The organism is Shewanella sp. MMG014, from assembly GCF_018100775.1.
Classification (GTDB): Bacteria; Pseudomonadota; Gammaproteobacteria; order Enterobacterales; family Shewanellaceae; genus Shewanella; species Shewanella japonica.
Window position 1 is genome coordinate 248,998 of the sequence record NZ_JAGJDZ010000003.1, and the last position, 24,980, is coordinate 273,977.

The following is a 24,980-nucleotide window of genomic DNA, read 5'->3' on the forward strand; positions in this document are numbered from 1 at the left end:
TCGATAAAATATTTCAAAGGGCTTACAAACTGTAAGAAAAAATATGAAAGATACTGAGATAATAGAGCAGTTTAACGCATCTACTGATGTTGAAATAATTTCAACAAAGACCTTATATAAAGGTTTCTTTCAACTGGATGAGTATCGATTTAAGCATAAGTTATTTGCTGGTGGTTGGAGTGAAGAGGTCAGCCGAGAGGTTTTTGAGCGTGGGCATGCTGTTGTCGTGCTACCGTATGATCCTGTTAGACGACAAGTCGTATTAATTGAACAAATACGTCTACCTGCATTAGCAACAACTAATTCTGTTTGGCTTCTTGAACTCGTGGCAGGTATGATTGCTGCCGATGAAGTACCAAGTGAAGTGGCTGAGCGTGAGTTATTAGAAGAAACCGGTTTAACAGCTTCCGAAGTCAATCTTGTAAACAGTTACTTAGCGACTCCGGGTGGTTCATCTGAGCGTTTTTATTTTTATTGGGCTAAAGTTGATGCTTCTAAAGCTAAAGGCATTCATGGTTTAGACTATGAACATGAAGACATCAAAGTACATGTTGTTGATGTTGATGCCGCTATGGAAATGGTTAACTCAGGTCGAATTGATAATGCGTCTACTGTGATTGGTTTGCAGTGGTTAGCACTCAATATAGATAAAATTTAATAGCCTAATGTCCTGCAAAACAGATTTACCTTAACTATTGCGAAATAGCTATTGATATTAAAAGAGAGAACCCAGTGAGCCATGTGAGTGAAAAAGAGAAGTATCAGCCTAATGTCAGTGCGTTTTTGGCACTGTGCGGGCGCAACTATGCCTTAATTCTAAAGTGGCTTCCTGAAGATGCCGATTTAAATACTCCTTGGATTATTGCTGGGCAGTTTGGACAACTCCACGTCACATTACTTGAAAACACTAAGTATACTCAATTAATTGAAATTTCACGCCATTTGCCCAACAGTGATTTCCTTACCACACCTAAAGCTTGTGTGCGAGTCTATCATGATGCTCAATTAGCAGAAGTGTTAACTAGTCAACAGATTTATCGACTGAAAGCAGTGTATGATTATCCAAATGTACATATGCATCAAACGGATGAGAAGTATCAAGTTAATGCATTTCTGGAGGAGTTATTGAAGATTGGGTGTCGCCCTAAAGATATCAGTCTATCAGTACTCTAATACATTAATTTATGTTGGGATTAATTAGTGCTTAAACAGCCAGTGTCTTATTCAATTGCAGAAACGGATGTCGTGCGACTTATTCAAGTTACTGACCCGCACTTATTTGCAGATCCTGAAGCAAAGTTGTTAGGGGTGAGTACGGCTGCCAGTTTCCAAGCAGTACTAGACACATATTTGGCCTCCCAATATTCTGCTGATTTAGTGTTAGCCACTGGCGATATTAGCCAAGATTACTCTCCACAGTCTTACCAACACTTTTCTAGAGACATCGCTGCGCTCAATATCCCTTGCCACTATTTACCCGGCAATCATGATGATCCACGCTTGATGAGCTTGCATATGCAAGGGCCACATTTATTTGGCCAGCAACGAGTGTTGGCTGGAAACTGGCAAATATTAATGTTGGACTCTACTGTGCGTGGCAAGCCTGGTGGTTATCTTGCTGAACAAGAATTTGAACTTATTGATGCTGCTATAAAAGCAGAGCCTAATAAGCATGTATTACTTGTGATGCATCATAATCCCATTTTGGTTAAGTGCAGCTGGCTTGATCAACACTGTATGGCGAACGGTGAGCAGTTTTTGGAAAGAATGGCCAAGTACCCCCAAGTTAAAGGGCTACTATGGGGACACGTACACCAGTCTATTGATACAGAATATCAAGGTGAATTTGGTCCAATGCAATTAATGGCCACCCCCTCAACCTGTATACAATTTAAACCGAAATCCTCTTACTTCGCTCTAGATGGCCTTCAACCAGGCTATCGTTTGCTGGAGCTTGCTAGCAATGGTAGCATTCAGACTCAAGTACATCGGGTAGCGGGCGAAAAATTCTCACCAGACAATGATGCTAGCGGTTATTAAACGTTAACGATTCATGTTGTAACCTGATGTATAAGCGAATGCTGCTGCATTTTCAGGTTAATCACTTCGAGAGGAAATATGCTTCTCTATATACATGGATTTAATAGTTCTCCTCAGTCTGACAAAGCAATCGAAACGGCACACTATATACAGCGCTGTTTTCCAGATTTATCATTTATTCAACCTCAACTTCCTTCATCGCCAAAAGCCGCGATGGCCTTGTTATGTGGTATTGTGGAACAAGCAATAAACGAAGGAGAGTCTTTGTGTTTTATTGGGTCCTCATTGGGTGGCTATTTTGCGAGTTATTTAGCTGAAAAATATGGTGGTAAAGCAGTGCTGATTAATCCTGCTGTCACACCATTTGAGTTATTCGATGAGTTTCTTGGACCGCAATATAACCCTTATACTGATGAGCACTATCAAGTGCTACCTGAGCATAAAAATGATGTGGCTGAATTCAATACCGAAGTCATTAAACATCCCGACCGTTTTCTAGTATTTTTGCAAACTGGCGATGAAGTGTTAGATTATCGTCAAGCATTAACGAAATATCACTGTTGTGAGCTTCATTTAGAGCCAGGCGGTGACCACAGTTTTATTGGCTATAAAAATCAGCTAGATAAGATTTGTGACTTTTTAAAAATTTCTTAAACAGTTTTTATATTAGCCCCATATGTTGGGCTGATAATTGACCAAATGTGTGGACTATGACCAATCAATACACTTCTGATGCAATCGAGGTTCTTAATGGACTCGACCCTGTAAAACGCCGTCCAGGTATGTACACTGATACCACCCGACCAAACCATTTAGGCCAAGAGGTCATTGATAACAGTGTCGACGAGGCTTTAGCGGGTCATGCTTCTAAAATTGATGTGATTTTGCATACTGACAACTCATTAGAGGTGACCGATGATGGTCGTGGTATGCCTGTCGATATTCACCCAGAAGAAGGGATCCCAGGTGTCGAGTTGATTCTAACGAAGCTTCATGCCGGTGGTAAGTTTTCTAATAAAAACTATCAATTTTCGGGTGGTTTGCATGGTGTTGGTATTTCTGTTGTCAACGCCTTATCAACCCGAGTTGAAATCAGTGTTAGACGTGATGCTCAAGTTTATGAAATGGCATTTGAGAACGGAGAAAAAGTTGAAGACCTCACTGTCACAGGCACTTGTGGTCGCCGTAATACGGGTACCCGTGTTCATTTCTGGCCAGATGCTAGCTATTTTGACTCTGGCAATTTCTCTATTACCAAACTCTTATATCAATTACGTGCAAAGGCAGTACTTTGCCCAGGCTTAAGAATTAAATTCACTAACAAGCAAAATGGTGAAGTGAATGAATGGTTTTATGAGAGTGGATTAACCGATTATTTGAAAGAAGCGGTTAAAGATTCGGTTCTTTTACCACAAGAGCCATTTATTGGCAGCTTCACAGGCAAAATTGAAGCTGCTGAATGGGCCATTACTTGGTTACCAGAAGGCGGGGATAGCATTTATGAAAGCTATGTTAACCTTATTCCTACACCTTTAGGTGGTACCCATGTAAATGGCTTTAGACAAGGTTTATTAGAATCAATGCGTGAATTCTGTGAATTCAGAAACCTTGTCCCGCGTGGGCTTAAGTTATCTCCTGAAGACATTTGGGATAAAGCGTCTTTTATTTTATCGATAAAGATGCAAGACCCACAATTTTCAGGGCAAACAAAAGAAAAACTATCGAGCCGTCAAAGCTCGGCATTTGTTTCTGGGATTGTTCGTGATGCGTTTGCATTATGGTTGAACTCGAATACTGAGCAAGCTGAGTTACTCGCTGAGTTGTGTATTAGCAATGCCCAGCGTCGCTTAAAAGCTGCAAAAAAAGTCGCTCGTAAAAAAGTCACTTCAGGCCCAGCGTTGCCGGGTAAGTTGACCGACTGTAGTGGCCAAGACCCAATGCGTGGTGAGTTATTCTTAGTGGAGGGTGATTCGGCAGGCGGTAGTGCAAAACAGGCTCGAGACAGAGAGTTTCAAGCTATCATGCCGCTACGAGGTAAGATCTTAAATACGTGGGAAGTAGATGCTTCGCAAGTATTAGCGTCACAAGAAGTACATGATATATCAGTTGCAATTGGCTGTGATCCTGACAGTGAGGATATTTCTGAGTTACGTTACGGTAAGATTTGTATTCTTGCGGATGCGGATTCTGATGGACTTCACATTGCGACTTTGTTGTGTGCGTTATTTATGAAGCATTACCGAGTTCTTGTTGAGAAAGGTCATGTTTATATTGCTATGCCGCCATTATTCCGTATCGATTTAGGCAAAGAAGTCTTTTATGCCTTAGATGAAGACGAAAAAAACGGTATATTAGACAGAATTGTTGCAGAAAAGAAAAAAGGCAAAGTCCAAGTGACTCGCTTTAAAGGTCTGGGTGAAATGAATCCGTTGCAATTAAGAGAAACAACAATGGATCCGAATACTCGCCGTCTAGTGCAACTCACAATTGATGATAATGAAGACACCATGGCATTAATGGATATGTTACTTGCTAAGAAACGTTCGCCAGACCGTAAAGTTTGGTTAGAGTCGAAGGGTGACTTAGCAGAGTTATAAGCCAACAAGGATTATGTTAGCTAATTGATGCGGCGCTAAAATAGGGCAAAAGAATAAATATAATGTCGAAAATAATAATTAAAATGGATACAAAGTTGGTGTCAAATGCGCTGAAAATGATATCAGTGTTCGCATTGGCTCAATTTGCTGCAGCAAAAGCTTTTGCTGCCGATCCTATGATGATTACTGTTACCAAAGGATTTGGACTCACTTTATATGCTTCTGATTTAGGCGACGCTAAACAGATGGCAATTGGCAGCCAAGGCACGTTATTTGTTGGCTCTAAAAAGAGTGGCACTATCTATGCCTTGGTCGATTCAGATAATGACGGTCAGGTGAATAAGCGATATTTAATCGGTAAAGGGTTAGAGTATCCTGAAGCCATTGCTTTTCATCAGGGCGATTTGTATGTTGCCGATGAAGATCGCATCCTTCGATACCCAGATATTGAGAATCGATTGCGCCGACCTGGACGCCCTAAGGAAGTGTACTCGGGCCTACCGAGTGTAGAGCGTAAACATGCTCGTGGCATGAAATTTGGTCCTGACGGTCGCCTTTACATCTCAATCGGCTCTCCGTGTAACGTCTGTGAAGCGCCAGCTCCTTTTGGCAGTATGCTTGCCATCGACCTTGATTCTGGCGATACAGAACAAGTTGCTTCTGGCTTACGTCGAGTTATCGGTTTTGATTGGGCACCGAGTACCAAACAATTATGGTTTGCTGATCAAGGCCGAAATTGGATGGGCGACAATATGCCGGCCGATGAGATTAACCGCATCGATGTTAAAGGTAGCCACTTTGGCTTTCCTTATGTGCATGGAACCGATGTCGCTGAACCTGCTTTTAAAAAGCCTGATAACTTAAACGTAACAACGCCTGAGTTTGAACTCCCCGCACATGTTAAGCCAACCAGCTTACTTTTTTATTCAGGCAAGTTATTTCCTGAGCGTTACCATAACCAACTTTTTGTTGCCGAAAATGGCTCTTGGAATCGCTCGAGTAAGATTGGCTATCAGGTTGTGATGCTAACTCTTGATGACGACCAAGTTATTAAGCGTGAAAGAGTGGTAAGCTTTTTAGACGGAGAATTTCCCGTTGCTAGACCTTATGACCTGATTAATGCGCCTGATGGTGCAATGTTCATCTCTGATGACTTAAAGGGCAATATTTATCGCTTATTTTATAAAGCGACAGAACAATCACAGGATACGAAATAATGAGTGATGCGATTGAATTAAGCCTCGATGGTGTAGAGCAAATGCCTCTGCGCCGCTTTACTGAAGAGGCTTATTTAAACTATTCAATGTACGTGATCATGGATCGCGCTTTGCCGCATATTGGCGATGGTTTAAAACCGGTTCAACGTCGTATTATCTATGCCATGAGCGAGTTAGGATTATCCGCTCAATCTAAACATAAGAAATCAGCCCGTACAGTCGGCGATGTGTTAGGTAAATATCACCCACATGGTGATAGTGCATGTTATGAAGCAATGGTGTTAATGGCACAACCCTTCTCCTATCGCTACCCGTTAGTTGACGGTCAAGGAAACTGGGGTGCACCGGACGATCCTAAATCATTTGCTGCAATGCGTTATACCGAAGCAAAACTGTCAAAGTTTTCGGAAGTGCTATTATCAGAGTTAGGTCAAGGTACGGTTGATTGGGGTGTTAACTTTGATGGCACAATGAAAGAGCCTAAGTCACTACCCGCTCGTTTACCTCATATCTTATTAAACGGTATCACGGGTATTGCAGTAGGTATGGCAACCGATATTCCGCCACATAATGCCAGAGAGTTAGTTTCGGCTTGTGTGGAGTTACTGGAAAATCCTAAGGCTGATTTAGCGCGCTTAATGGAGTTTGTTCCGGGGCCTGATTACCCAACCTATGCAGAAATCATCACACCAAGTAAAGATATTGCCAAAATCTATGAAACCGGTCGTGGCTCTATCAAAATGCGCGCAGTATACGATAATGATAACGGTGAAATCGTTATCAGTGCACTACCTCATCAAGCTGGCAGTGGTAAAATTCTAGAACAAATCGCGAATCAAATGCAGGCTAAAAAGCTGCCTATGGTTGCGGATTTACGAGATGAATCAGATCATGAAAACCCGGTAAGGTTAGTGATTGTTCCTCGCTCAAATCGCGTTGATTGTGATCAGTTGATGGCGCATTTATTTGCCACTACCGATCTTGAGAAAAGCTTCCGAGTTAACTTGAATGTACTGGGTCTTGATGGCCGTCCAAAAGTGAAAGGCTTAAAAGAGCTATTAACTGAGTGGTTAACCTATCGTATTTCGACAGTCACTCGTCGCTTGCAATTCAGGCTCGATAAAGTACTCGCTCGACTACATATTCTTGATGCATTAATGATTGCGTTTTTGAATATCGATGAAGTCATCGAGATTATTCGTTTTCATGATGAACCCAAAGCGGAGTTAATGTCTCGCTTTGCGTTATCAGAAAAGCAAGCTGAAGCCATTTTAGATTTAAAACTTCGCCATCTAGCTAAACTTGAAGAATTTAAAATTAAAGCTGAACAAGAAGAGTTGGCTGCTGAGCGTGACAAACTAGAGTTAATTTTAGGATCTGAGCGACGTTTAAAAACATTAGTTAAAAAAGAACTGATTCAAGACGGTGAAACGTTTGGTGATGATAGACGTTCACCTATCATTGAGCGTATAGAATCTAAAGCATTAACAGAGCAAGAATTGACGCCTGCTGAGTCTGTGACTGTTGTGTTATCTGAAAAAGGCTGGGTGCGTTGTGCTAAAGGTCACGATGTCGACGGTGAAGCACTCAATTACAAATCAGGTGATGCATTCTTATGCAGTGCGAGCGGTAAGAGTAACCAACCGAGCGTATTCATTGATTCGACTGGGCGGGCTTTTGCTACAGATACCCATACTTTACCTTCTGCGAGAAGTCAGGGTGAGCCAATTACCACTCGATTTAATTTATCGCCAGGTGCAGTTATGCGTCATGTACTACTTGGCACAGACTCGCAATGTTATTTATTAGCTAGTGATGCCGGTTATGGCTTTATTGGTTCGTATGCAGATATGGTGAGCCGAAATAAAGCCGGTAAAGCTTTGTTAAGTCTCCCAGCAAATGCGCAATCGCTAATGCCTAAACTTGTTAATAAAGGCGTAACACAGTCTATTATTGCGATTACCAATGAAGGCAGAATGCTGATATTTGATGTGGATGCTTTACCGCAATTATCGAAAGGTAAAGGTAATAAAATTATAGGTATTCCGACGGATCGTTCGAAGAGCCGTGAAGAGTTACTCATCCATTTAGATATTATCCCTGAAGATGCCTCAGTGACCTTGTGGGCTGGTAAACGTAAGTTGACCTTGAAACCATCTGATCTTGAGCATTACCGCGGTGAAAGAGGCCGTCGAGGCGCTAAATTGCCTAGAGGTCTTCAACGCGTTGATAGTGTGCAAATCGAGTTAGGTAACCAAGCAACTGAAACAGAAGTTGAAACGACTGAGTAAGACTATAAGCTCAATGATAGTGAATCATTGAGCGACTTTCTCGAGATAAAAAAATGCAGCCCTTAGGCTGCATTTTTTTATGAATTTGATTGATATCAAATCTGCTTGAATAAGGTAGTGTTAGACCTTATGCAACTTCGTAGAAGTTTGGTTCAACATCCACTTGAGCTTTAATGATGTTAGTTGCCATACGCGAACATTTACCACATTGATCAGCCACACCTAAGCGCTTTTTAACGTCAGCTAAAGAGCTGTCGCCATGCTTGCTGACTGCTTCTCTAATTTGGGTATCAGTAATGCCGTGACAAAGACAAACGTACATAAAGCCTCTTCATTTATTCTGACTGCGTGTCTTTTGCTTTATTGCAAAAGATTTTGCGCTTAATTAACTATAACGCAATTGTAAATGAAAACAGTTCTCATTGCTAATAACTTTTTTGACTAAATAAGTTTGAGGAGTAAAAGTAATGGTTATTACAAACTGTTAAATAGCTCACAAACTCAGTGATAACGCGAGTTGTGAAATAGTTTAGGGTGCCGCATGCAAACGGTAGTAAACCGTTAAGCAACTCAAAGTGGGAACTTACAAAAAGTAGGTTTAGCACTTTAGGTGAATATTCGGTCTCATTATGTGGTCACAAACAAGGCTTTGAAGCTGAAAGTATCAGCATTAACTAGGGCCTGTTGAACTTTGCTGGTTAAGTTTTGTTCGAAATAAAAGTGTGTTAATTGAGGCGGATGGATTGATGCCTAGTTATCTAAGCAAAATTCATCCAACAAAAAGTAAAACGCTTTTACTCGAACCCTTTGGGTAGCGTTTGTTGGCCATTTTTACTGCGTTATTGACTTTTTATGTAGAATAACTACACCACAAAGTCTCTTCCTTGTATAAATGGCCAACAATTCGCTGCAAAAATAACCTTGAAAGAACAATTGGCCCTAATAACCTTTTATAAAGTCGACTTGATGTTTTAGCGGGTGCTGTTGTCGCCACAAACGATAGTTATCAGCGAAGACCTCGACCACTTGCTCAGGGAAACTTGGCGCAGCGATATGCGGGGTGATTATGGCATTAGGACATTGCCAAATGGGGTGCTCACTGCTTAATGGTTCTTGATTAAAGACATCAAGTACCGCATGTTGTTTGGATTGTTTTTTGAGCTGTTTTGCAAGAGCATCAAGGTCAAGCACATTACCCCTTCCTAAGTTAAAGAGCACAGATTCTGGAGGTAGCATGGCTAGCATGTCGGCATTTAATAAATTCTCTGTATCTAGCGTGCTAGGTAAGATGCTCGCTATAGCTTGTGCCTTGGGTAAATAAGTTGCAAGCTGCTCGATAGTATCAATATGATCAAAATAGGGTTTACTGACGGCACTTTTACTTAGGCCTGTTACTGTCATTCCAAAATGTTTGGCTGTTTGTGCAATATGCTGCGCAATGGAGCCAGTGCCTAATAACAGTAAATGTTGACCCTGTAAGGTTCGGAAATTACCTGGAGCCCATTGTTGTTGTTGCTGTTGTTGTTTATATTTTGCATGTTCACGCTGATGAGCTAATAGGTAGCCAAATAAATACTCGCTCATTAGTGGTCCGAAAATACCTTTAATGTTCGTGAGAGCATAATCGCGGCGTTGCCTTGAGCCAGTGAGTTTATCAACGCCAGCAAAAGTCGATTGCATCCACTTGAGTTCAGAACCTAAATTGAGCAGTGGGGCTGCCAGTTGAGGCTCAGCAAACCAGATATCGGCTTCACAAATACTGCTTGGATCATCTCCTAGAATGGTTAACTCAGGTAATTGGCAAAGCGACAGCAGTTGACGGTATTTATCATTGTCTTGAGTTAACAGTAGAAGTTTGTGTGCCATATGGTTTCCCAGTACGTTTTTATTGACATAAATTGAGGTTGTTTAATGAATCAAATCATAGCATTTCTAGCTAAAATTGGTGCAATGCTTCACCCTTGGATGAGTGAAATTGCCACTGCACTTGTGGCGTGCGCGATTGTTATCTTTGCGACCGACATCAACCGTATATTACGCAAATCGTTAGCCGGCAGTGGCTTTTTTGTTCGCACAAGTGCATTTGTTATGATCAATGCTTTTGGTTACGGTTTGGCTATTGTTAGTATTAGTCCTTGGCTCGCAGGTCAACTCCGTAGCATGCCTTCGCAATGGATGCTGTTACTGGTCATAGGTATCTTTTTCGCTATTGGTGCTTGGGCGCAGCGAAATAGGCAAGTGTGAGCCTTAACTCTAAAACTAATCCCTAAACCCTAAATATTAAATAAGCACTCATAACCCATGCGCTAACTTATCCAAACCAATGTTGATGATCTTCATTAGCATTTTGACTCAAAAGTGCATCTGCGGCTTTATCGGGAAAGTTGCTGAAAATACCATCAACGCCTAAGGCTTTTAATGCCTGGATGTCTTCAGGGACATCAACCGTGTATACATATATTTTAGCCCCTCGTTGATGTGCATCTTTCACCATTTCATGAGTAACAAAATGAATATCCACATGAATGGAGTAGGCGCCTAACTGTGTAACGGATTCCGCATAATTGAGCGGGACACCAGAGAGAATTGGGGCGACTCTTGCCTCTGGAAGATGTTGTTTAACTTGCGCTAAGTACGGTTGATTGAACGATGAAATGAGTAATTGCGCTTGAGTAAAGTTTAACTGGCTAATAAGTGCAGGGTACATTTCAATTACTGGCATAGCGGTGTGATAGCCTTTAAGCTCGATATTGACGATACATCGACCATTTATCAGGCTCATCACTTGCCAAAATGTCGGAATTGAATGTTGCTTTATCTTGGCTTTATTGATGGTCTCTTTGCGACTTAGATGAACTAAACCTTTGCCGGAAGTTTTGTTTTCAAGGCGTCTATCATGAAAAACATAAAGCTCACCTTCAACGTTATATACGTCTAATTCAATGGCTTGCACATTTAGTTGTAATGCTTTTTCCATTGCTGCTAAGGTGTTTTCTACTTCATAACCGCTAGCGCCGCGGTGGGCAAAAATTAGCATTGAGTTAACCTTTAATTATCTGATTAATATCACGAGGTTGGCCATTATTGATATGGATTTCCATCTGTGGATACGCCAACTCTACTTGGTTTTCTTTTAGCTTCTTACAAATGCGTTTATGCAGACTGTGTCGAAGAGGCCAGCGATCATTCATGTCCTTAGCATAAGATCTGACTTCATAATCTTGGGTGTGTTGGCCGAATCCCGCAAACCAGACTTCAGGCTCAGGGAAGCTAAGGGACAATTCTGACTCACGTACCGCTTGATGTAATAACGCTTCAACCTTTGATGGATCAGCGTCTCGCTGTACTGACACACTGACGATTACACGGGTTATAGGATCTGAAAGTGACCAATTGACTAATTGCTCTGTGATAAATGCCTTATTGGGCACAATAATTTCTTTTCTATCCCAGTCAACAATAGTAGTAGCACGTATTTCAATTTTACTGACGGTACCGGTTAAGTCACGAATCGTAACGGTATCGCCAATTCGGATTGGTTTTTCAAATAAAATAATTAAGCCAGAAATAAAGTTGGCAAAAATCTCTTGTAATCCGAAGCCTAAACCAACCGATAATGCCGCGACAAGCCATTGTAGTTTTGACCATTCAACACCGATGGTAGAAAAACCAACCAGAAGGCCAATAAATACCACAAGGTAGCTGCTGACAGTGGTGATCGCAAAGCCAGTGCCTGGAGTTAACTCTAAACGCTGCAGAATCGTTAACTCTAATAAGCCGGGCAGGTTTTTGGCTATCATGGCCGAAAAACCAACAATAATGAACGAGAAGAATATCGACTTCAGTGTAATGGGGACTTGTTGTTCAATGCCATTGACTACGGAATGAGTATTCCACAGTGTTATTCCATCTAAGAATGAAAATAATGCAGTATGAGTTTGTGAAATTAAGCCTAATAGGCTGCCAAAAAATGCCAAAATTAATAATGATCGAACCAAGCCTAAGGATTGGCTTGCAATGGTTTCTAAGTCAACAATTGGCTCTTCGTAATTTTCATTAGCGTCTGCTGCATGATTGAGTTCACCACGTTCTCGTTGGGCGAGACGCTCAGCACGGCGAGCTTTAGCACGGTCAAAAGCAATTAATCGACGCTCAATTAACATCCAGCGTTTGATTAATTGATAAAGCAGTAAAAATCCAAGCCCTAACAGCAATGACAACTGCACTTGCAGTAACACTTGGAACGCACTGAAGTAATAACCAACGGTAGCTAGCACCACACATCCGCAAGGCACGATAATTAAGAATGCCCACATGAGCTTATTTAGCAGCTTCATGTTTTTACCGTCATTTGCGCTTTCACGATAGTCAGTGATAAATGCGTACAAGTCTCGGTAGAGCACCAATAACGTAATGGTAAAGAGTAAAAAGGCGCCGCGACCAATGCTATTGCGGATTAACGAAGTATCTATGGCCTCAGTAAAGCCCATAATGCCGATAAGTGGCCAGCTGATAAGAATAAAGCGTAAGACTTTTTCTTGCATACGCCTGACAAGGGGTTGTGGTCGTCTAAAGTGACTGATCATAATCCCGTTATCTAATGACAATAGGGCGAAGAAACGATAGACCCAGTAACTGCAACCGATAGACAGTACACCCACACCAATGGCGTGGACAAAGTTTAACTCTGAAGAGAATAAAATAAGGCCTGCAAGCAATAAAGGCAGCGGCTTTAATAATGAATAAACTAAAGATAAAACTAATGTTTTAGCGGTATAGATAAACTTATCTTGAGTTACATTACCAACATATTGTCCATAGCGTTCCATTGTTTGGTTAAACTTGGGGGTTAGTAAATCTTGAGCCATTAGACATAAGATCAAGATGATGACCCACCACGCCCAGTAAATATTTTGCGATTGCCAAGCCTGTTTTAACTTTTCTCTTTGTTGTGCTTGTGTCATCCACACCGTGGCATTTTTCAAATCAATCAGCCATAAACCACTAATACCTGCCGCATTCGGTACCCAAAATAAATGTTCATTTAGGGTGTTTTTAAGCTCTAAATATATTTGGTTGAGCTGCTCATAACTATTTCGCAGTTTAGCTTGTTCATTTAGGTAAACATCATAATTTTGTACCAGTTCTTCTATTAAACTTTGCTGTGATTCCAATAGCTTAATTTGGGTGTTATTTAAAAAATCTTGATTACTGAGCTGCTGTTTGTTTAAGGCTTTTTGCTGCTCAGCTTGATAACGCTTTAGTCTAGAGTCGGCGACTTCGGCCAGCAAGGCATCTTGACTCGGAGGTTTTGGGAGTGATTGCAACATTTGCAAAAAGCGGTCACCAAAGGCGGAATTCGTTTCAACCCACGTAATTTGCTCTTCGACATTGGCGAGCTGTAATGCATGGGTTTGGTATTGTCTTTCGGTTTTTTCTTGCAAGCTAATAACGGCGCTTATGCTATCTGTGATACGGATAAGCTCCTGAGCATATTGTTGGTTTTTATTACTGATTTCTTGCGAAACAACATCGGCAAGCTGCTGTTCATCGATGATGTTATTCGCAATGGTATTTGCTGCTTGTTGTTGGCGGTGACGACTATTTTGTTTATTGAGCGCTTCAATCAGTTTTTCTTGCTGAGCATGCTCAATGCGCAGTAACTGCAGCTGCAATTGCGCGATTTGCTTTTGTTTAGGGCTGCTTGCATGCTCGGCTGATAAAGTTGCTATGTGTTGTTCTAATAATTGACCTTGCAACACATGTAATTGACCTAATGGGGTATCAACTGGTGCTAATTGAGTGCGCTTGAACTGATTAAGCGCATCTTTAGCCTGACGAATTAAGCTAGGTAATTGTTGCTGTCTTTTACTTAAGCTGAGTAATTGTTTACTGAGTTCATTTTCGGATTGTTTTTGCTCAGACAAATGATAATAAGCCATCGATGCTTGCTGGCTGATGTCAATTTTACTATCAACGAATACTTCGGGCGCTGGTTGATTGATTTGAGCAGTTAATTGCTCAAGGGTTGTCTCACTATTTTGTTCAAGTTCAAGATAGCTTTGTTCTTCATCATTCAGTTTTTCGATGCTGGCTTTAACATTGTCGATTTGAGTTGGAATGTCGATGACTTGATTAGCATTATTACCTTGGGAAAAGCCCAAGCGTTTATCAAGCTGCAACGGAGAATTTGCAGAAGCAAAGAAAGTACAAAAGCAAAGTAGAAAAACCGCAATACGAAACATAGAAAAGAGATTGCTTGTGAGAGACTAATACAATGGTAACAAAAACCTGAGTTTACGCTTTATTTTTTTTGTTATTTTGCAGAGTTTCGAAGATTGCTGTGAGCAAGATAATCATTCCGCCAATTACTGTATTCATATTCACTTGTTCATTGAGCAATATGATGGCTAACAAGGTACCATAAAAGGGCTGTAGGCATGAGACTAGCCCAGCAGTTTTAGCACTTAGACTCCGCAGTGATGATGCAAATAATGCGTGTGGTGCAGCAGTAAAAAACACCCCTAGGACGACAATAGATAACCAAATATCTGCACTAATTGATGTGATATCGGTTTCTAACCATGGTGCAAGTACAATGACGGCAATCAAGGTTTGATAAAACATGGCTTGGGGGCCGCTATAGCGAGAGAAATATTGTTTATGGCAAATATTACGAGCTGTAAACAAGGCTGCAGAGATAATCCCTAAAGCAATACCGAAGGTAACATCGTTTTCTAAATTGGGCTCTGGTATTAGCATGATTACGCCAGTTAAAACAGCGATGCCAGAGAGAACATCAACCTTACGTAATCTACTTTGACTAAAAATTGGCTCGACAAGGACTGTCATCACAGGATAGGTGAAAAAAGCAATCATCCCGATTGAGACGGAAGCTAGCTGCATTGAGGCAAAATAAGTTACCCAATGTAGGCTAACTAATACGCCAAGCCCTAAGGCAATAAAATAATCCTGAACATGTGAAAGCAACAAACGTTGTTGGTTAACTTTTACAATCACAGCCAATACAAAAAAAGCGATGGCGCAGCGAAGCACGGTAATATCGAGGGCACTTAAAGGAATGATTTTAGAAAATAACGCCGTGCCACCAAAAAGTAACACGGCTATATGCAACTGCATGAGTCCGCTTTGAGTTGAATGAGCGGTCGTTGATGTTCCACTCATTTCGGGGCCTTTTACAGTCACTACGTGCTGATTCGCTTACTTGAGGTGTGCGAAAGCTTGTCCCATACGGGTTGTTTCGGTTGGCTCAACACCTTCAGCAAAGGTATCAATGGCATCTTGACCAAACAACATGACCACAGTTGAACCTAATTTGAAACGACCCATTTCAGCACCTTTTTCAAGTGTTAATGATTCAGGTCCTTCAGTTGGGTAATCCCATGTAAATACTTGCTTGCCGCATGGTGGGGTAACAGTACCTGCCCAAATGGTTTCAATACTGGCCACAATTGTTGCGCCAACTAGCACCATTGCTAATGGACCTACTTCAGTTTCAAAAATAGCGACGACACGTTCGTTGCGAGCAAACAGCCCAGGTACATTTTGCGCTGTTAATGGGTTTACTGAAAACAACTCACCAGGTATGTAAGTCATTTTAGATAAAGTGCCAGTTATTGGCATATGGATTCGGTGGTAATCTTTTGGTGCAAGGTAAATCGTCGCAAAGTCACCACCAGTAAAACGTTCAGCATCTTTTTGCTGACCACCTAATAGAGCAAGTGTGGTGTAATCATGGTTTTTAGCTTGGACAATTTTTCCAGCTTCAATTGGACCACATTGACTTACGGCACCGTCTACAGGATGCGCGATGATTTTGTCATCTGCAACGATTGGGCGTAAACCAGGTTTTAATGCGCGAGTGAAAAAGGCATTGAAAGTTTTGTATGCTTCAGGCTCACTTTCTGCAGCTTCTGACATATCAATCTTATATTGTTTAATAAACCATTTGATACCAGCGGTGGTAATTGCTCCCGCTTCAGCGGCTGCAAGTTTACCCACTAAACGTGACAGTAAATGTTTAGGTAAGATATATTGCAAAGCAATTTTAACAGAATCCAATTGAATACCCTTATTAGTTAGTTTTATCTTGAGTGTAAATAGTCATTTTCAGCAATACTGAATTAAAGATCGTCAGCTCTAAAGTGTCTGGCGTGACGTTGCTCGTCAAGGCTAGCAATGATTCGATGATAGTTATTAAATCTATCTTCGGTTATTTTCCCATCTGCTAAGGCGGCTTGCAAGGCGCAGCCGGGATCATTACCGTGTTTACAATCGCGAAACTTACAAGTACCGATAAAATCTCTGAATTCAACAAAGCACCAGCCAACACGTGGAGCAGGCAAATGCCACAAGGCAAATTCACGTACACCGGGTGAGTCGATTAAGTCTCCACCACTTTCAAAATGTAATAATTTTGCGGTAGTAGTAGTGTGTTGACCAAGGCCGGAATTGTCTGAAACATCACCTACTTGTAGATCAGCATCTGGCATCAAGGCATTAATAAGGGATGATTTCCCTACGCCTGATTGACCTGCAAACACACTGATTTTATCAGACAGAAGGGATTTTATTTGCTCTACCCCTTCACCAGTATGACTGCTCACCATGTAGACTGGATAACCAATTTGCCGATATCGCTCAAGAGCCAGTTCGACTTCTTCTCGGTTATCATCATTTAATAAATCCATTTTATTAAGAATGATGACAGGTGGAATTTCAGTGTCTTCTGCGGCAACTAAATAGCGGTCGATAATTTGAGTCGTAAAACTCGGCAATATTGAAGAAACAATCAGTATTTGATCAATGTTGGCCGCGATGATTTTTACGCCGTCATATAAATCTGGGCGAGTTAATGAAGATGTGCGCGGATGAACCGCTTCTACAATGCCACCAATACCACGATCGGTTTCTGTCGCAAGACGCACGAGTACCTTGTCACCTGTCACTAGACTGGTGATGTTTCGGCGAAGGTTACAACGGGCGACGATGCCATCTTCAGTTTCAATATCTGCATGTTGACCAAAACGGGAAATTACGATTCCCTGCTGTTCTGGCCCAAGTAGACTATCCTGTAAATCATTAGCCGTATCAGGTTTGTCTTTACGCTTAAGGCGTTTACTTTGATTGTCGCGCATTCGGCGCTTTTGACTTTGGCTTAGCGGTTTCTTTTTACTCACAGGCGAATCTTCATTAATTAGGTGTTTTTTTGTCGTATAAAAAAACAGTATGATACACCCTCTTTAATAAAAAAGCCTGAATTTAGGGCTTTTGACAGAATAAGGCAGATATTATGGCTGTAAACTCGAGTAATCTGATTTGGGTTGATTTAGAAATGACGGGTTTAGAGCCCAGTGTCGATCGAATTATTGAAATTGCGACGATAGTGACAGATCAAGAATTGAATATAATTGCCCAAGGCCCAGTGATGGCTGTTCATCAATCTGATGACGTGCTTAATGGCATGGATGATTGGAATCAAAAGCATCATGGTGAATCCGGATTGATTGAACGGGTTAAAAACAGTCAATATTCTGAAGAAGATGTAATTAAAGCCACTGTTGAGTTTTTAGAGCAATATGTTCCGAAAGGCGCGTCGCCTATGTGTGGTAACAGCATTGGTCAAGATCGCCGTTTCTTAAATAAATACATGCCTGAATTAGAGGATTTCTTCCATTATCGCAATATCGATGTGAGCACAATTAAAGAGCTGACTAATCGTTGGAAGCCTGAAGTAATGAAAGGCTTTAGTAAGAAGAATACCCATCAAGCATTGGAAGATATCAAGGAATCCATTGCTGAATTGCAGTTTTATCGCCAAGAAGTATTTAAAATTTAAGCAAACGAACTTTTTTTTTAAATTAGGGGTTGCAGTGTAGTGAATATTACATATAATGCGGCCTCAACTTTTTACAGCAAGATTCATTGCTGAATGAAGTTGAAGATTGAAAATTGCAGCACCAAGATGCGACATTAGCTCAGTTGGTAGAGCGATACCTTGCCAAGGTATAGGTCATCAGTTCGAACCTGATATGTCGCTCCAATTTTCAATATAAAATTTGAAATGCGACATAAGCTCAGTTGGCCTTGGTTTAAACGATACCTTGCCAAATGTGTTGATAACGCAACAAGATGCGACATTAGCTCAGTTGGTAGAGCGATACCTTGCCAAGGTATAGGTCATCAGTTCGAACCTGATATGTCGCTCCAAATTTTAAAAATTGAAATATAGATGCGATATTAGCTCAGTTGGCTCTGGTTCAAACGATACCTTGCCAAATGTGTTGATAACGTAACAAGATGCGACATTAGCTCAGTTGGTAGAGCGATACCTTGCCAAGGTATAGGTCATCAGTTCGAACCTGATATGTCGCTCCAATTTCAATAGCAAGTTTTGTAAGGCGACATTAGCTCAGTTGGTAGAGCGATACCTTGCCAAGGTATAGGTCATCAGTTCGAACCTGATATGTCGCTCCAAACTTCCCCCATATGTGTATTTCAAGCAATTTATTCCAGTAAAGTTTCCAAGTACAATGTCCAAATAAAAATAGCTCAGTTGCGCTTTTAGCGTAGTGATACCTTCTTGTTGCCAAGGTATAGGTCATCAGTTCGAACCACTCTTTTTGAACATATTAGGTCGCTCCAAACTTTCCCCATCTGTATACTCAAAGCAATCTATTCCAAGCAATATATTCTAGGTAAAGTTTCCAAGCACAATGTCCAAATAAAAATAGCTCAGTTGCGCTTTTAGCGTAGTGATACCTTCTTGTTGCCAAGGTATAGGTCATCAGTTCGAACCACTCTTTTTGAAAACATTAGGTCGCTCCAAACTTTCCCCAACTGTATACTCAAAGCAATCTATTCCAAGCAATCTATTCTAGGTAAAGTTTCCAAGTACAATGTCCAAATAAAAATAGCTCAGTTGCACTTTTAGCGTAGTGATACCTTCTTGTTGCCAAGGTATAGGTCATCAGTTCGAACCACTCTTTTTGAACATATTAGGTCGCTCCAAACTTTCCCCATCTGTATACTCAAAGCAATTTATTCCAAGCTATCTATTCTAGGTAAAGTTTCCAAGCACAATGTCCAAATAAAAATAGCTCAGTTGCGCTTTTAGCGTAGTGATACCTTCTTGTTGCCAAGATATAGGTCATCAGTTCGAACCACTCTTTTTGAACATATTAGGTCGCTCTAAAACTTCTCTTCGTAAAAATTCCAGTGCTTATCTCCAAACAAAAATGAATTAATGCTTTAACCTGTAAAGTGATCGCTATTTGATTGATGCAACATCAAGCCTTTTTTAGACGTAAATAGCGCATTTATGCCACCTGTTTGGTCACCTGTTTGATAGTGCCTCATATTTAGCAGAGACACTTTGTTTATTTGTATTGTCTAATTTACCTGTCTTTTATATGTAAAATATGAGCTTGCTCAAGTATTCCTTTTTTATTTTCAACCATAATAAATACAAGCTTTTACAAATTAATTCTAAAAACTGCTGACAGAGCAGTTATGAGTGGAGTGTTTATTATGCGTATCCAACAACTAAGTGAGTTGCTTGATTTTATAGCTAAATCACGCTTAGACATGAAACAACTTTATGGCCAATTGCATCGTAATGCAGACTCGACTCGAGTGAAAATGATGTTGGAATATCTTCAGCAGCATCAACAGCATGTTCATGACAGTATTGAAAATTATATCGATGAAGCGCCAAGCCGCATGTTAGATACATGGTATAAAGATATTACATTCGAAGACTTCAAAAAACGTTGTAATGAATCATTACTACCAGCAAATATGACTGAAGATGATGTGTTGGAGCTTCATTTAGATCTTGAAAACCGTCTAATCGCATTATTGGAAAAAACAGCAAATAGCACTGCCGTAACCGAAATTAAAGAAGCTTTACTTGATTTGGTTAGAGTTGAGCAAACTCAGCAAAAAAGGTTAGTGCATAGTGCTTTGCGAATGGATGATATCTAACAGTTATTTTTCCCATTTCGATTTTATGTTAATATTTTTAATTAGAGCCAGCTAGCAAGCTGGCTTTACTATTTTCAGCGGTTTACATTGCGTCAATTAATCACGGAGTGCATTATTCTGATTAAGATGACATTTTTATATGATTAATCCCCCAAGTGCTGGTAAGTTAACATGACTTCGATAAAAAAAAATCTCCCAGATGAGCGAGCAACAATTGAACTAGGTTATGAGTTATCACTGTGGGTGAGTGCACCACTGGTTATCTATTTAACTGGAGATTTAGGCGCGGGTAAAACGACCTTAAGCCGTGGTTTGATTCAAAGCTTGGGGCACGAGGGCAATGTTAAAAGCCCAACTTATACACTTGTTGAACCGTATGAGTTAAAAGGGATGGATATTTTTCATTTTGACTTGTATCGATTGCTTGACCCTGAAGAGTTAGAGTTTATGGGGATTCGAGATTACTTTACAGAAAAAAGCCTGAGTCTTATTGAGTGGCCAGATAGAGGCCATGGTTTGTTACCTGATGCAGATATTAGTATTCATTTGAGTTATCAAGGTGAACAGAGACTGGTTGAGTTAAACGGGTTGACACCTGCTGGGCAGCAAGTTGTCGCTAAATTAAAATAATAATGATTTGAGAAAAATGACGCGATTTTTTAGTTTTGTATTGCTATTTGGCTTCTCGTTAATTGTAGAAGCAGCGAATAAATTAGATAGTATTAGAGTGTGGGATGCACCAGACTCTACTCGAGTGGTATTGGATTTATCCCAAGCACCTGATTACAGTTATTTTTCATTGTCTAATCCTCAGCGCTTAGTGATTGATTTAAAGCAAGCCTCTACCAAGGTTAAGTTTGATGATATTGCTAAAAACAGCAAATTGATTAATAAAGTCCGTTTAAGTAAGCCTCCTAAAGCGGGTACATTACGCTTAGTCCTCGAATTGGCATCTCCTGTTAAAGCTAATTTGTTTTCGCTGACGCCAACTGCGCCATATGGGAATCGCTTGGTTGTTGATCTCGATAACTCAGCCAATAAACCCGCTGCTAAAAAACAGGTAGTTCAAACCAGTAAGCGTTCAAAAGATGTGATTGTCGCAATTGATGCGGGTCACGGTGGTGAAGATCCTGGCTCAATAGGCCCTAAAGGGACTTATGAGAAAAAGGTCGTTTTAGCCATTTCTAAACGGCTTGCTCGCAAAATTAATGAAACACCGGGCATGAAAGCGGTGATGACCCGTAGTGGCGATTACTTTGTTAACTTAAATCAGCGCTCAGAACTTGCGCGAAATAGCCGTGCAGACTTATTACTATCTATTCATGCAGATGCATTCACTTCACCTCAACCTAAGGGCGCCTCTGTGTGGGTTCTGTCTAAGCGACGAGCCAATACTGAAATCGGTCGGGTATTTGAGGATAAAGAAAAACATTCAGAATTATTAGGCGGTGTAGGCGATATTATTCAAAACACTGACAGTGAACAGTATTTGGTTATGACCTTGATTGATATGTCCATGGATCATTCAATGGCTGAAAGTCACAGTATTGCGACCGATATTCTTGCTGGGTTAGGTAAAGTCACAAAGCTGCATAAAAATAAGCCTGAGTCGGCCAGTTTCGCAGTATTAAAGTCGACAGATATTCCTTCAATTTTGATTGAAACGGGCTTTATTTCAAACCCTAAAGAAGAGCGTTTATTGCTTGATGGAAACCATCAACAAAAATTAGCCAACGCTATTCACAAAGGTGTGGTTAACTATTTTGAGGCTAATCCCCCTTCAGGCACTATGTTTGCTAAGCAAAGCAATGTTAAACATACCGTCAGAAGTGGCGAGTCACTTTCAGTGATTGCCCAGCGTTATAAAGTCAGTGTGGCGAGTATCAAAAAAAGTAATAACTTAAAGTCCGATGTATTAAGAATTGGCCAAAAGCTGGTTATTCCGAGGGCGTAAAATGGCTATTCAAATTCTTCCTCCACAACTTGCCAACCAAATTGCAGCAGGTGAAGTGGTTGAAAGACCTGCATCAGTTGTTAAAGAGTTGGTAGAAAACAGCTTAGATGCAGGTGCAACCCGTGTTGATATCGAAATCGATAAAGGTGGCAGTAAACTCATTCGAATTCGCGATAATGGCAAAGGTATTGCTAAGGCGGAGCTTGCGTTGGCGCTTTCTCGCCACGCTACCTCAAAAGTACATTCTCTTGATGATCTAGAAGCTATTTTAAGTTTTGGGTTTCGTGGTGAGGCATTAGCCAGTATTAGCTCTGTCGCTAGACTCAGCCTAACATCTAAGCCTGCAGATCAAAGCGAAGCTTGGCAAGCCAATGCGGCAGGCTCGCAAATGGATGTCAAAATTACCCCTGCAGCTCATCCAATTGGTACAACAATTGATGTCGTCGATTTATTTTTTAATACGCCAGCGAGACGGCGTTTTTTAAAGAGTGATAAAACTGAGTTTACTCATATCGATGAATGGCTGAAGCGGATTGCCATTGCGAGAACCGATGTACATTTTACCTTAACTCATAATGGTAAACTAATACGTCAATATCGCCCTGCGAATACTGAAATACAGTATAAACAACGGTTAGGACAAATTTGTGGTCGCAGTTTTGCTGAGCATGCCTTGCACTTGGCTTGTCAACATGACGGTTTGAGCTTAAGCGGATATTTACAAGCGCCAAGTGATACACAGGTGACCGATAGCTTTTATTTTTATGTGAATGGCCGATTGGTACGTGATCGCTTAGTAAATCACGCAGTCAAACAAGCTTTTGGACGTTTTGATATTCAGCATCAACCTGGTTATGTATTGATGCTTGAGATTGATCCTCATCAAGTCGATGTGAATGTGCATCCTGCAAAACATGAGGTGAGATTTCATCAAAGCCGGTTGGTTCATGACTTTATCTTGCAAGCTTTACAATCTGTGCTGCAGCAAATTACAGAATTACAATTGTCACCTGAAATCAATGATCGAAATAATGATAATCGCAATCATAGTAGCGACACCGCTTATACTCATATTGATGGCACTCATTCATCACCGGTCAATCAAGTGTCGTCATCAAAGCCTGTTCAGCAACACACAGGTTCTCAGGCAAGTTCGTATTTGTCTGAAATAGAGCTGCAACAATCAGCTGTTCAGCATCAACCTCGAGAGCAAAGTCGAAGTCAATATGGCAGTGTCTCAGTACCAGCTCAAGGCTATCAAAATAGTGGCGGGCAATATGGCGGTGGTGGTTCAAAAGCAGTCGATTCAGCGGAGATAACCCCAACAGCAATTGCTAACTATGGTCAATTACTGCAAACAGAACATGAAAATAGCTCATTAACACAAATTAATGAAGTTAATATTTCAGCGGTTTCTACCATGCCTCAGCTGCTTGATGGCCGTTATTGGGTCATGGTAAAAGAACAGCAATTATTATTAATCGATATAGTCCAAGTTTCTGTTATTGTTGCTAAAAATGAAATATTCAAAAAATTGAAAACTGGGTTGGTAGGGCAACCTTTACTCATGCCTGTGTCAATTCAAGCTGATGTAGATTGGAAAGAGTTACTAGTTGAGCGAGATATCTTACTAAGAAAACTGGGTTTAACCCTTTCAATTCGCTACCAACAGTTGATAATTAAGAATGTGCCCCCATATCTAAGAGATAGCCAGTTAGCCGTATTAATCCCAGAATTACTTCAATGGATTAAAGCTGATACGCCTACCGACGAAGCGTTAGCGTTATGGATTGCTCAGCATCAAAAGTCAGCTTTTCTTTCTGCATCGCAATTATGGCAACAGTATTGTCAGTTAAGTGATGAACAACAAGCTGCGTTATTATCAACAGCACAATCTTTACCGTGGCAAACTTGGCTAGAAGAGAATAAAAGTGAACCAAGCTAAACAACCCAAAGTATTGTTTTTAATGGGGCCAACAGCCTCAGGCAAAACCGCTTTAGCCATAGAGATGGCGCAGCACCATAACTGTGAAATTATCTCAGTTGATTCTGCGTTGATTTATCGGCAGATGGATATTGGTTCTGCAAAACCTGATGCAGATGAACTTGCATTAGCACCACATCGTCTTATCGACATTTTAGACCCGAGTGAGTCCTATTCGGCTGCCGACTTTAGACGTGATGCACTGCACGAGATTGAACAGATCATTGCCCGTGGTAAAACCCCATTATTGGTGGGCGGAACAATGATGTACTTTAAAGCACTACTTGAAGGTTTATCTCCTTTACCTGCTGCTGATGAAGCGATTAGAGCACAAATCTTAGCCGAGGCCGAAACCCACGGTTGGGATTTATTACATCAACAGTTATGTGATATTGACCCTGTGGCTGGTGAGCGTATTCACCCTAATGATCCACAACGATTATCTCGTGCTTTAGAGGTTTACAGAATAACAGGTAAAACCATGACTGAGTTGAGTGCAACTAAGTCACCAGCTTTACCTTATGATGTAGTGCAATTCGCTATTGCGCCACTTGATAGAAAAGTATTACATGAATTAATCGCAAAACGATTTAAACTAATGATGCAACAAGGGTTTATTGAAGAAGTTCAGCGATTAAAAGAGCGAGGCGATTTACATTTAGACATGCCATCCATGCGCTGTGTCGGATATCGACAATGCTGGCAATATTTAGATGGTGAATTTGATCGTGATACTTTGGTAGAAAAAGCCACTGCTGCCACTAGGCAATTGGCGAAACGTCAATTAACATGGTTGAGAAGCTGGCCAGATTTACATTGGCTCGAAACTGGTGCCAAAGGAAATTTAGTTACACTTATACAACATTCAGGCTAGATTAATCGCTGCTGCTG

General features: G+C 40.8%; 21 protein-coding genes and 4 tRNA genes. 18 read left to right on the forward strand and 7 right to left on the reverse strand.

What is annotated here, in order from left to right; all coding sequences use genetic code 11:
• Window positions 1-43: 43 nt before the first annotated feature.
• The 7 genes from nudF (at window position 44) to parC (ending at window position 8,145) form a co-directional block, all read left to right on the forward strand.
• The gene (nudF, locus tag J8L86_RS06370) at window positions 44-658 is read left to right on the forward strand and encodes an ADP-ribose diphosphatase (RefSeq protein WP_211029382.1); all 615 of its coding nucleotides are present in this window, start codon (window positions 44-46) and stop codon (window positions 656-658) included.
• A 74-nt stretch (window positions 659-732) separates the two neighbouring features.
• Window positions 733-1,173, forward strand: a complete 441-nt coding sequence (locus J8L86_RS06375) for a DUF1249 domain-containing protein (RefSeq protein ID WP_065109419.1) — start codon at window positions 733-735, stop codon at window positions 1,171-1,173.
• A 27-nt stretch (window positions 1,174-1,200) separates the two neighbouring features.
• The gene (gene cpdA, locus J8L86_RS06380; RefSeq protein ID WP_055023432.1) at window positions 1,201-2,040 is read left to right on the forward strand and encodes a 3',5'-cyclic-AMP phosphodiesterase; all 840 of its coding nucleotides are present in this window, start codon (window positions 1,201-1,203) and stop codon (window positions 2,038-2,040) included.
• A 78-nt stretch (window positions 2,041-2,118) separates the two neighbouring features.
• On the forward strand, window positions 2,119-2,694 hold the full coding sequence (locus J8L86_RS06385) for a YqiA/YcfP family alpha/beta fold hydrolase (RefSeq protein WP_055023431.1): 576 nt from the start codon (window positions 2,119-2,121) through the stop codon (window positions 2,692-2,694).
• A gap of 56 nt (window positions 2,695-2,750) precedes the next feature.
• Window positions 2,751-4,637 carry a DNA topoisomerase IV subunit B gene (parE, locus tag J8L86_RS06390; protein WP_055023430.1) on the forward strand — a complete coding sequence of 629 codons (1,887 nt, stop codon included), beginning with the start codon at window positions 2,751-2,753 and terminating at the stop codon, window positions 4,635-4,637.
• A 116-nt stretch (window positions 4,638-4,753) separates the two neighbouring features.
• Window positions 4,754-5,854: a PQQ-dependent sugar dehydrogenase gene (locus tag J8L86_RS06395; RefSeq protein WP_055023611.1), complete on the forward strand. Its 1,101-nt coding sequence runs from the start codon at window positions 4,754-4,756 to the stop codon at window positions 5,852-5,854.
• Window positions 5,854-8,145, forward strand: a complete 2,292-nt coding sequence (parC, locus tag J8L86_RS06400) for a DNA topoisomerase IV subunit A (protein WP_055023429.1) — start codon at window positions 5,854-5,856, stop codon at window positions 8,143-8,145. Before J8L86_RS06395 ends, parC begins: the two co-directional genes overlap by 1 nt.
• 127 nt (window positions 8,146-8,272) lie before the next feature.
• Here parC and J8L86_RS06405 read toward each other — a convergent pair whose 3' ends face one another.
• Together J8L86_RS06405 and J8L86_RS06410 are read right to left on the reverse strand one after the other, a co-directional pair.
• The gene (locus J8L86_RS06405; RefSeq protein ID WP_055023428.1) at window positions 8,273-8,467 is read right to left on the reverse strand and encodes a bacterioferritin-associated ferredoxin; all 195 of its coding nucleotides are present in this window, start codon (window positions 8,465-8,467) and stop codon (window positions 8,273-8,275) included.
• Window positions 8,468-9,084: 617 nt separating this feature from the next.
• Window positions 9,085-10,011, reverse strand: a complete 927-nt coding sequence (locus J8L86_RS06410; protein ID WP_065109424.1) for a D-2-hydroxyacid dehydrogenase — start codon at window positions 10,009-10,011, stop codon at window positions 9,085-9,087.
• 45 nt (window positions 10,012-10,056) lie between these two features.
• Between J8L86_RS06410 and J8L86_RS06415 the strand changes: the two genes are divergently transcribed.
• The gene (locus J8L86_RS06415; RefSeq protein ID WP_055023426.1) at window positions 10,057-10,389 is read left to right on the forward strand and encodes a DUF3392 domain-containing protein; all 333 of its coding nucleotides are present in this window, start codon (window positions 10,057-10,059) and stop codon (window positions 10,387-10,389) included.
• 67 nt (window positions 10,390-10,456) lie between these two features.
• On the opposite strand, the gene J8L86_RS06420 is transcribed toward J8L86_RS06415, so the two are convergent.
• The 5 genes from J8L86_RS06420 to rsgA form a co-directional block, all read right to left on the reverse strand.
• Window positions 10,457-11,182: a glycerophosphodiester phosphodiesterase gene (locus J8L86_RS06420; RefSeq protein WP_065109426.1), complete on the reverse strand. Its 726-nt coding sequence runs from the start codon at window positions 11,180-11,182 to the stop codon at window positions 10,457-10,459.
• Window positions 11,183-11,186: 4 nt separating this feature from the next.
• The gene (locus J8L86_RS06425) at window positions 11,187-14,390 is read right to left on the reverse strand and encodes a mechanosensitive ion channel domain-containing protein (protein ID WP_065109427.1); all 3,204 of its coding nucleotides are present in this window, start codon (window positions 14,388-14,390) and stop codon (window positions 11,187-11,189) included.
• Window positions 14,391-14,442: 52 nt separating this feature from the next.
• Window positions 14,443-15,330, reverse strand: coding sequence for a DMT family transporter (locus J8L86_RS06430; protein WP_211029384.1), 888 nt, complete (start codon window positions 15,328-15,330; stop codon window positions 14,443-14,445).
• 36 nt (window positions 15,331-15,366) lie between these two features.
• Complete coding sequence (gene asd / locus J8L86_RS06435; RefSeq protein ID WP_192021588.1) at window positions 15,367-16,227, reverse strand: archaetidylserine decarboxylase; 861 nt, start codon at window positions 16,225-16,227, stop codon at window positions 15,367-15,369.
• 62 nt (window positions 16,228-16,289) lie between these two features.
• A complete protein-coding gene (rsgA, locus tag J8L86_RS06440) occupies window positions 16,290-17,345 on the reverse strand; it encodes a small ribosomal subunit biogenesis GTPase RsgA (protein ID WP_065109428.1) in 1,056 nt (351 codons plus the stop codon).
• A gap of 113 nt (window positions 17,346-17,458) precedes the next feature.
• Between rsgA and orn the strand changes: the two genes are divergently transcribed.
• The 10 genes from orn (at window position 17,459) to miaA (ending at window position 24,963) form a co-directional block, all read left to right on the forward strand.
• Complete coding sequence (gene orn / locus J8L86_RS06445) at window positions 17,459-18,004, forward strand: oligoribonuclease (RefSeq protein WP_211029386.1); 546 nt, start codon at window positions 17,459-17,461, stop codon at window positions 18,002-18,004.
• A gap of 128 nt (window positions 18,005-18,132) precedes the next feature.
• A tRNA-Gly gene (locus J8L86_RS06450) sits at window positions 18,133-18,208 on the forward strand.
• Window positions 18,209-18,299: 91 nt separating this feature from the next.
• Window positions 18,300-18,375: transfer RNA gene (locus J8L86_RS06455), tRNA-Gly, on the forward strand.
• 92 nt (window positions 18,376-18,467) lie between these two features.
• Window positions 18,468-18,543, forward strand: a tRNA-Gly gene (locus J8L86_RS06460).
• A 23-nt stretch (window positions 18,544-18,566) separates the two neighbouring features.
• Window positions 18,567-18,642, forward strand: a tRNA-Gly gene (locus J8L86_RS06465).
• Between the two features lie 1,053 nt (window positions 18,643-19,695).
• Entirely contained in the window at window positions 19,696-20,151 is a 456-nt protein-coding gene (locus J8L86_RS06470) for a hypothetical protein (RefSeq protein ID WP_055024974.1), read from the forward strand.
• 171 nt (window positions 20,152-20,322) lie between these two features.
• Window positions 20,323-20,781: a tRNA (adenosine(37)-N6)-threonylcarbamoyltransferase complex ATPase subunit type 1 TsaE gene (gene tsaE / locus J8L86_RS06475; RefSeq protein ID WP_211029394.1), complete on the forward strand. Its 459-nt coding sequence runs from the start codon at window positions 20,323-20,325 to the stop codon at window positions 20,779-20,781.
• A gap of 16 nt (window positions 20,782-20,797) precedes the next feature.
• Window positions 20,798-22,105 (forward strand): N-acetylmuramoyl-L-alanine amidase, encoded by a 1,308-nt coding sequence (locus J8L86_RS06480; RefSeq protein WP_055024964.1) that lies wholly within the window; start codon window positions 20,798-20,800, stop codon window positions 22,103-22,105.
• A gap of 1 nt (window position 22,106) precedes the next feature.
• Window positions 22,107-24,050 carry a DNA mismatch repair endonuclease MutL gene (gene mutL / locus J8L86_RS06485; RefSeq protein ID WP_211029402.1) on the forward strand — a complete coding sequence of 648 codons (1,944 nt, stop codon included), beginning with the start codon at window positions 22,107-22,109 and terminating at the stop codon, window positions 24,048-24,050.
• The gene (gene miaA, locus J8L86_RS06490; RefSeq protein WP_211029404.1) at window positions 24,037-24,963 is read left to right on the forward strand and encodes a tRNA (adenosine(37)-N6)-dimethylallyltransferase MiaA; all 927 of its coding nucleotides are present in this window, start codon (window positions 24,037-24,039) and stop codon (window positions 24,961-24,963) included. The genes mutL and miaA overlap by 14 nt, the downstream gene beginning before the upstream one ends.
• Window positions 24,964-24,980: the final 17 nt, after the last annotated feature.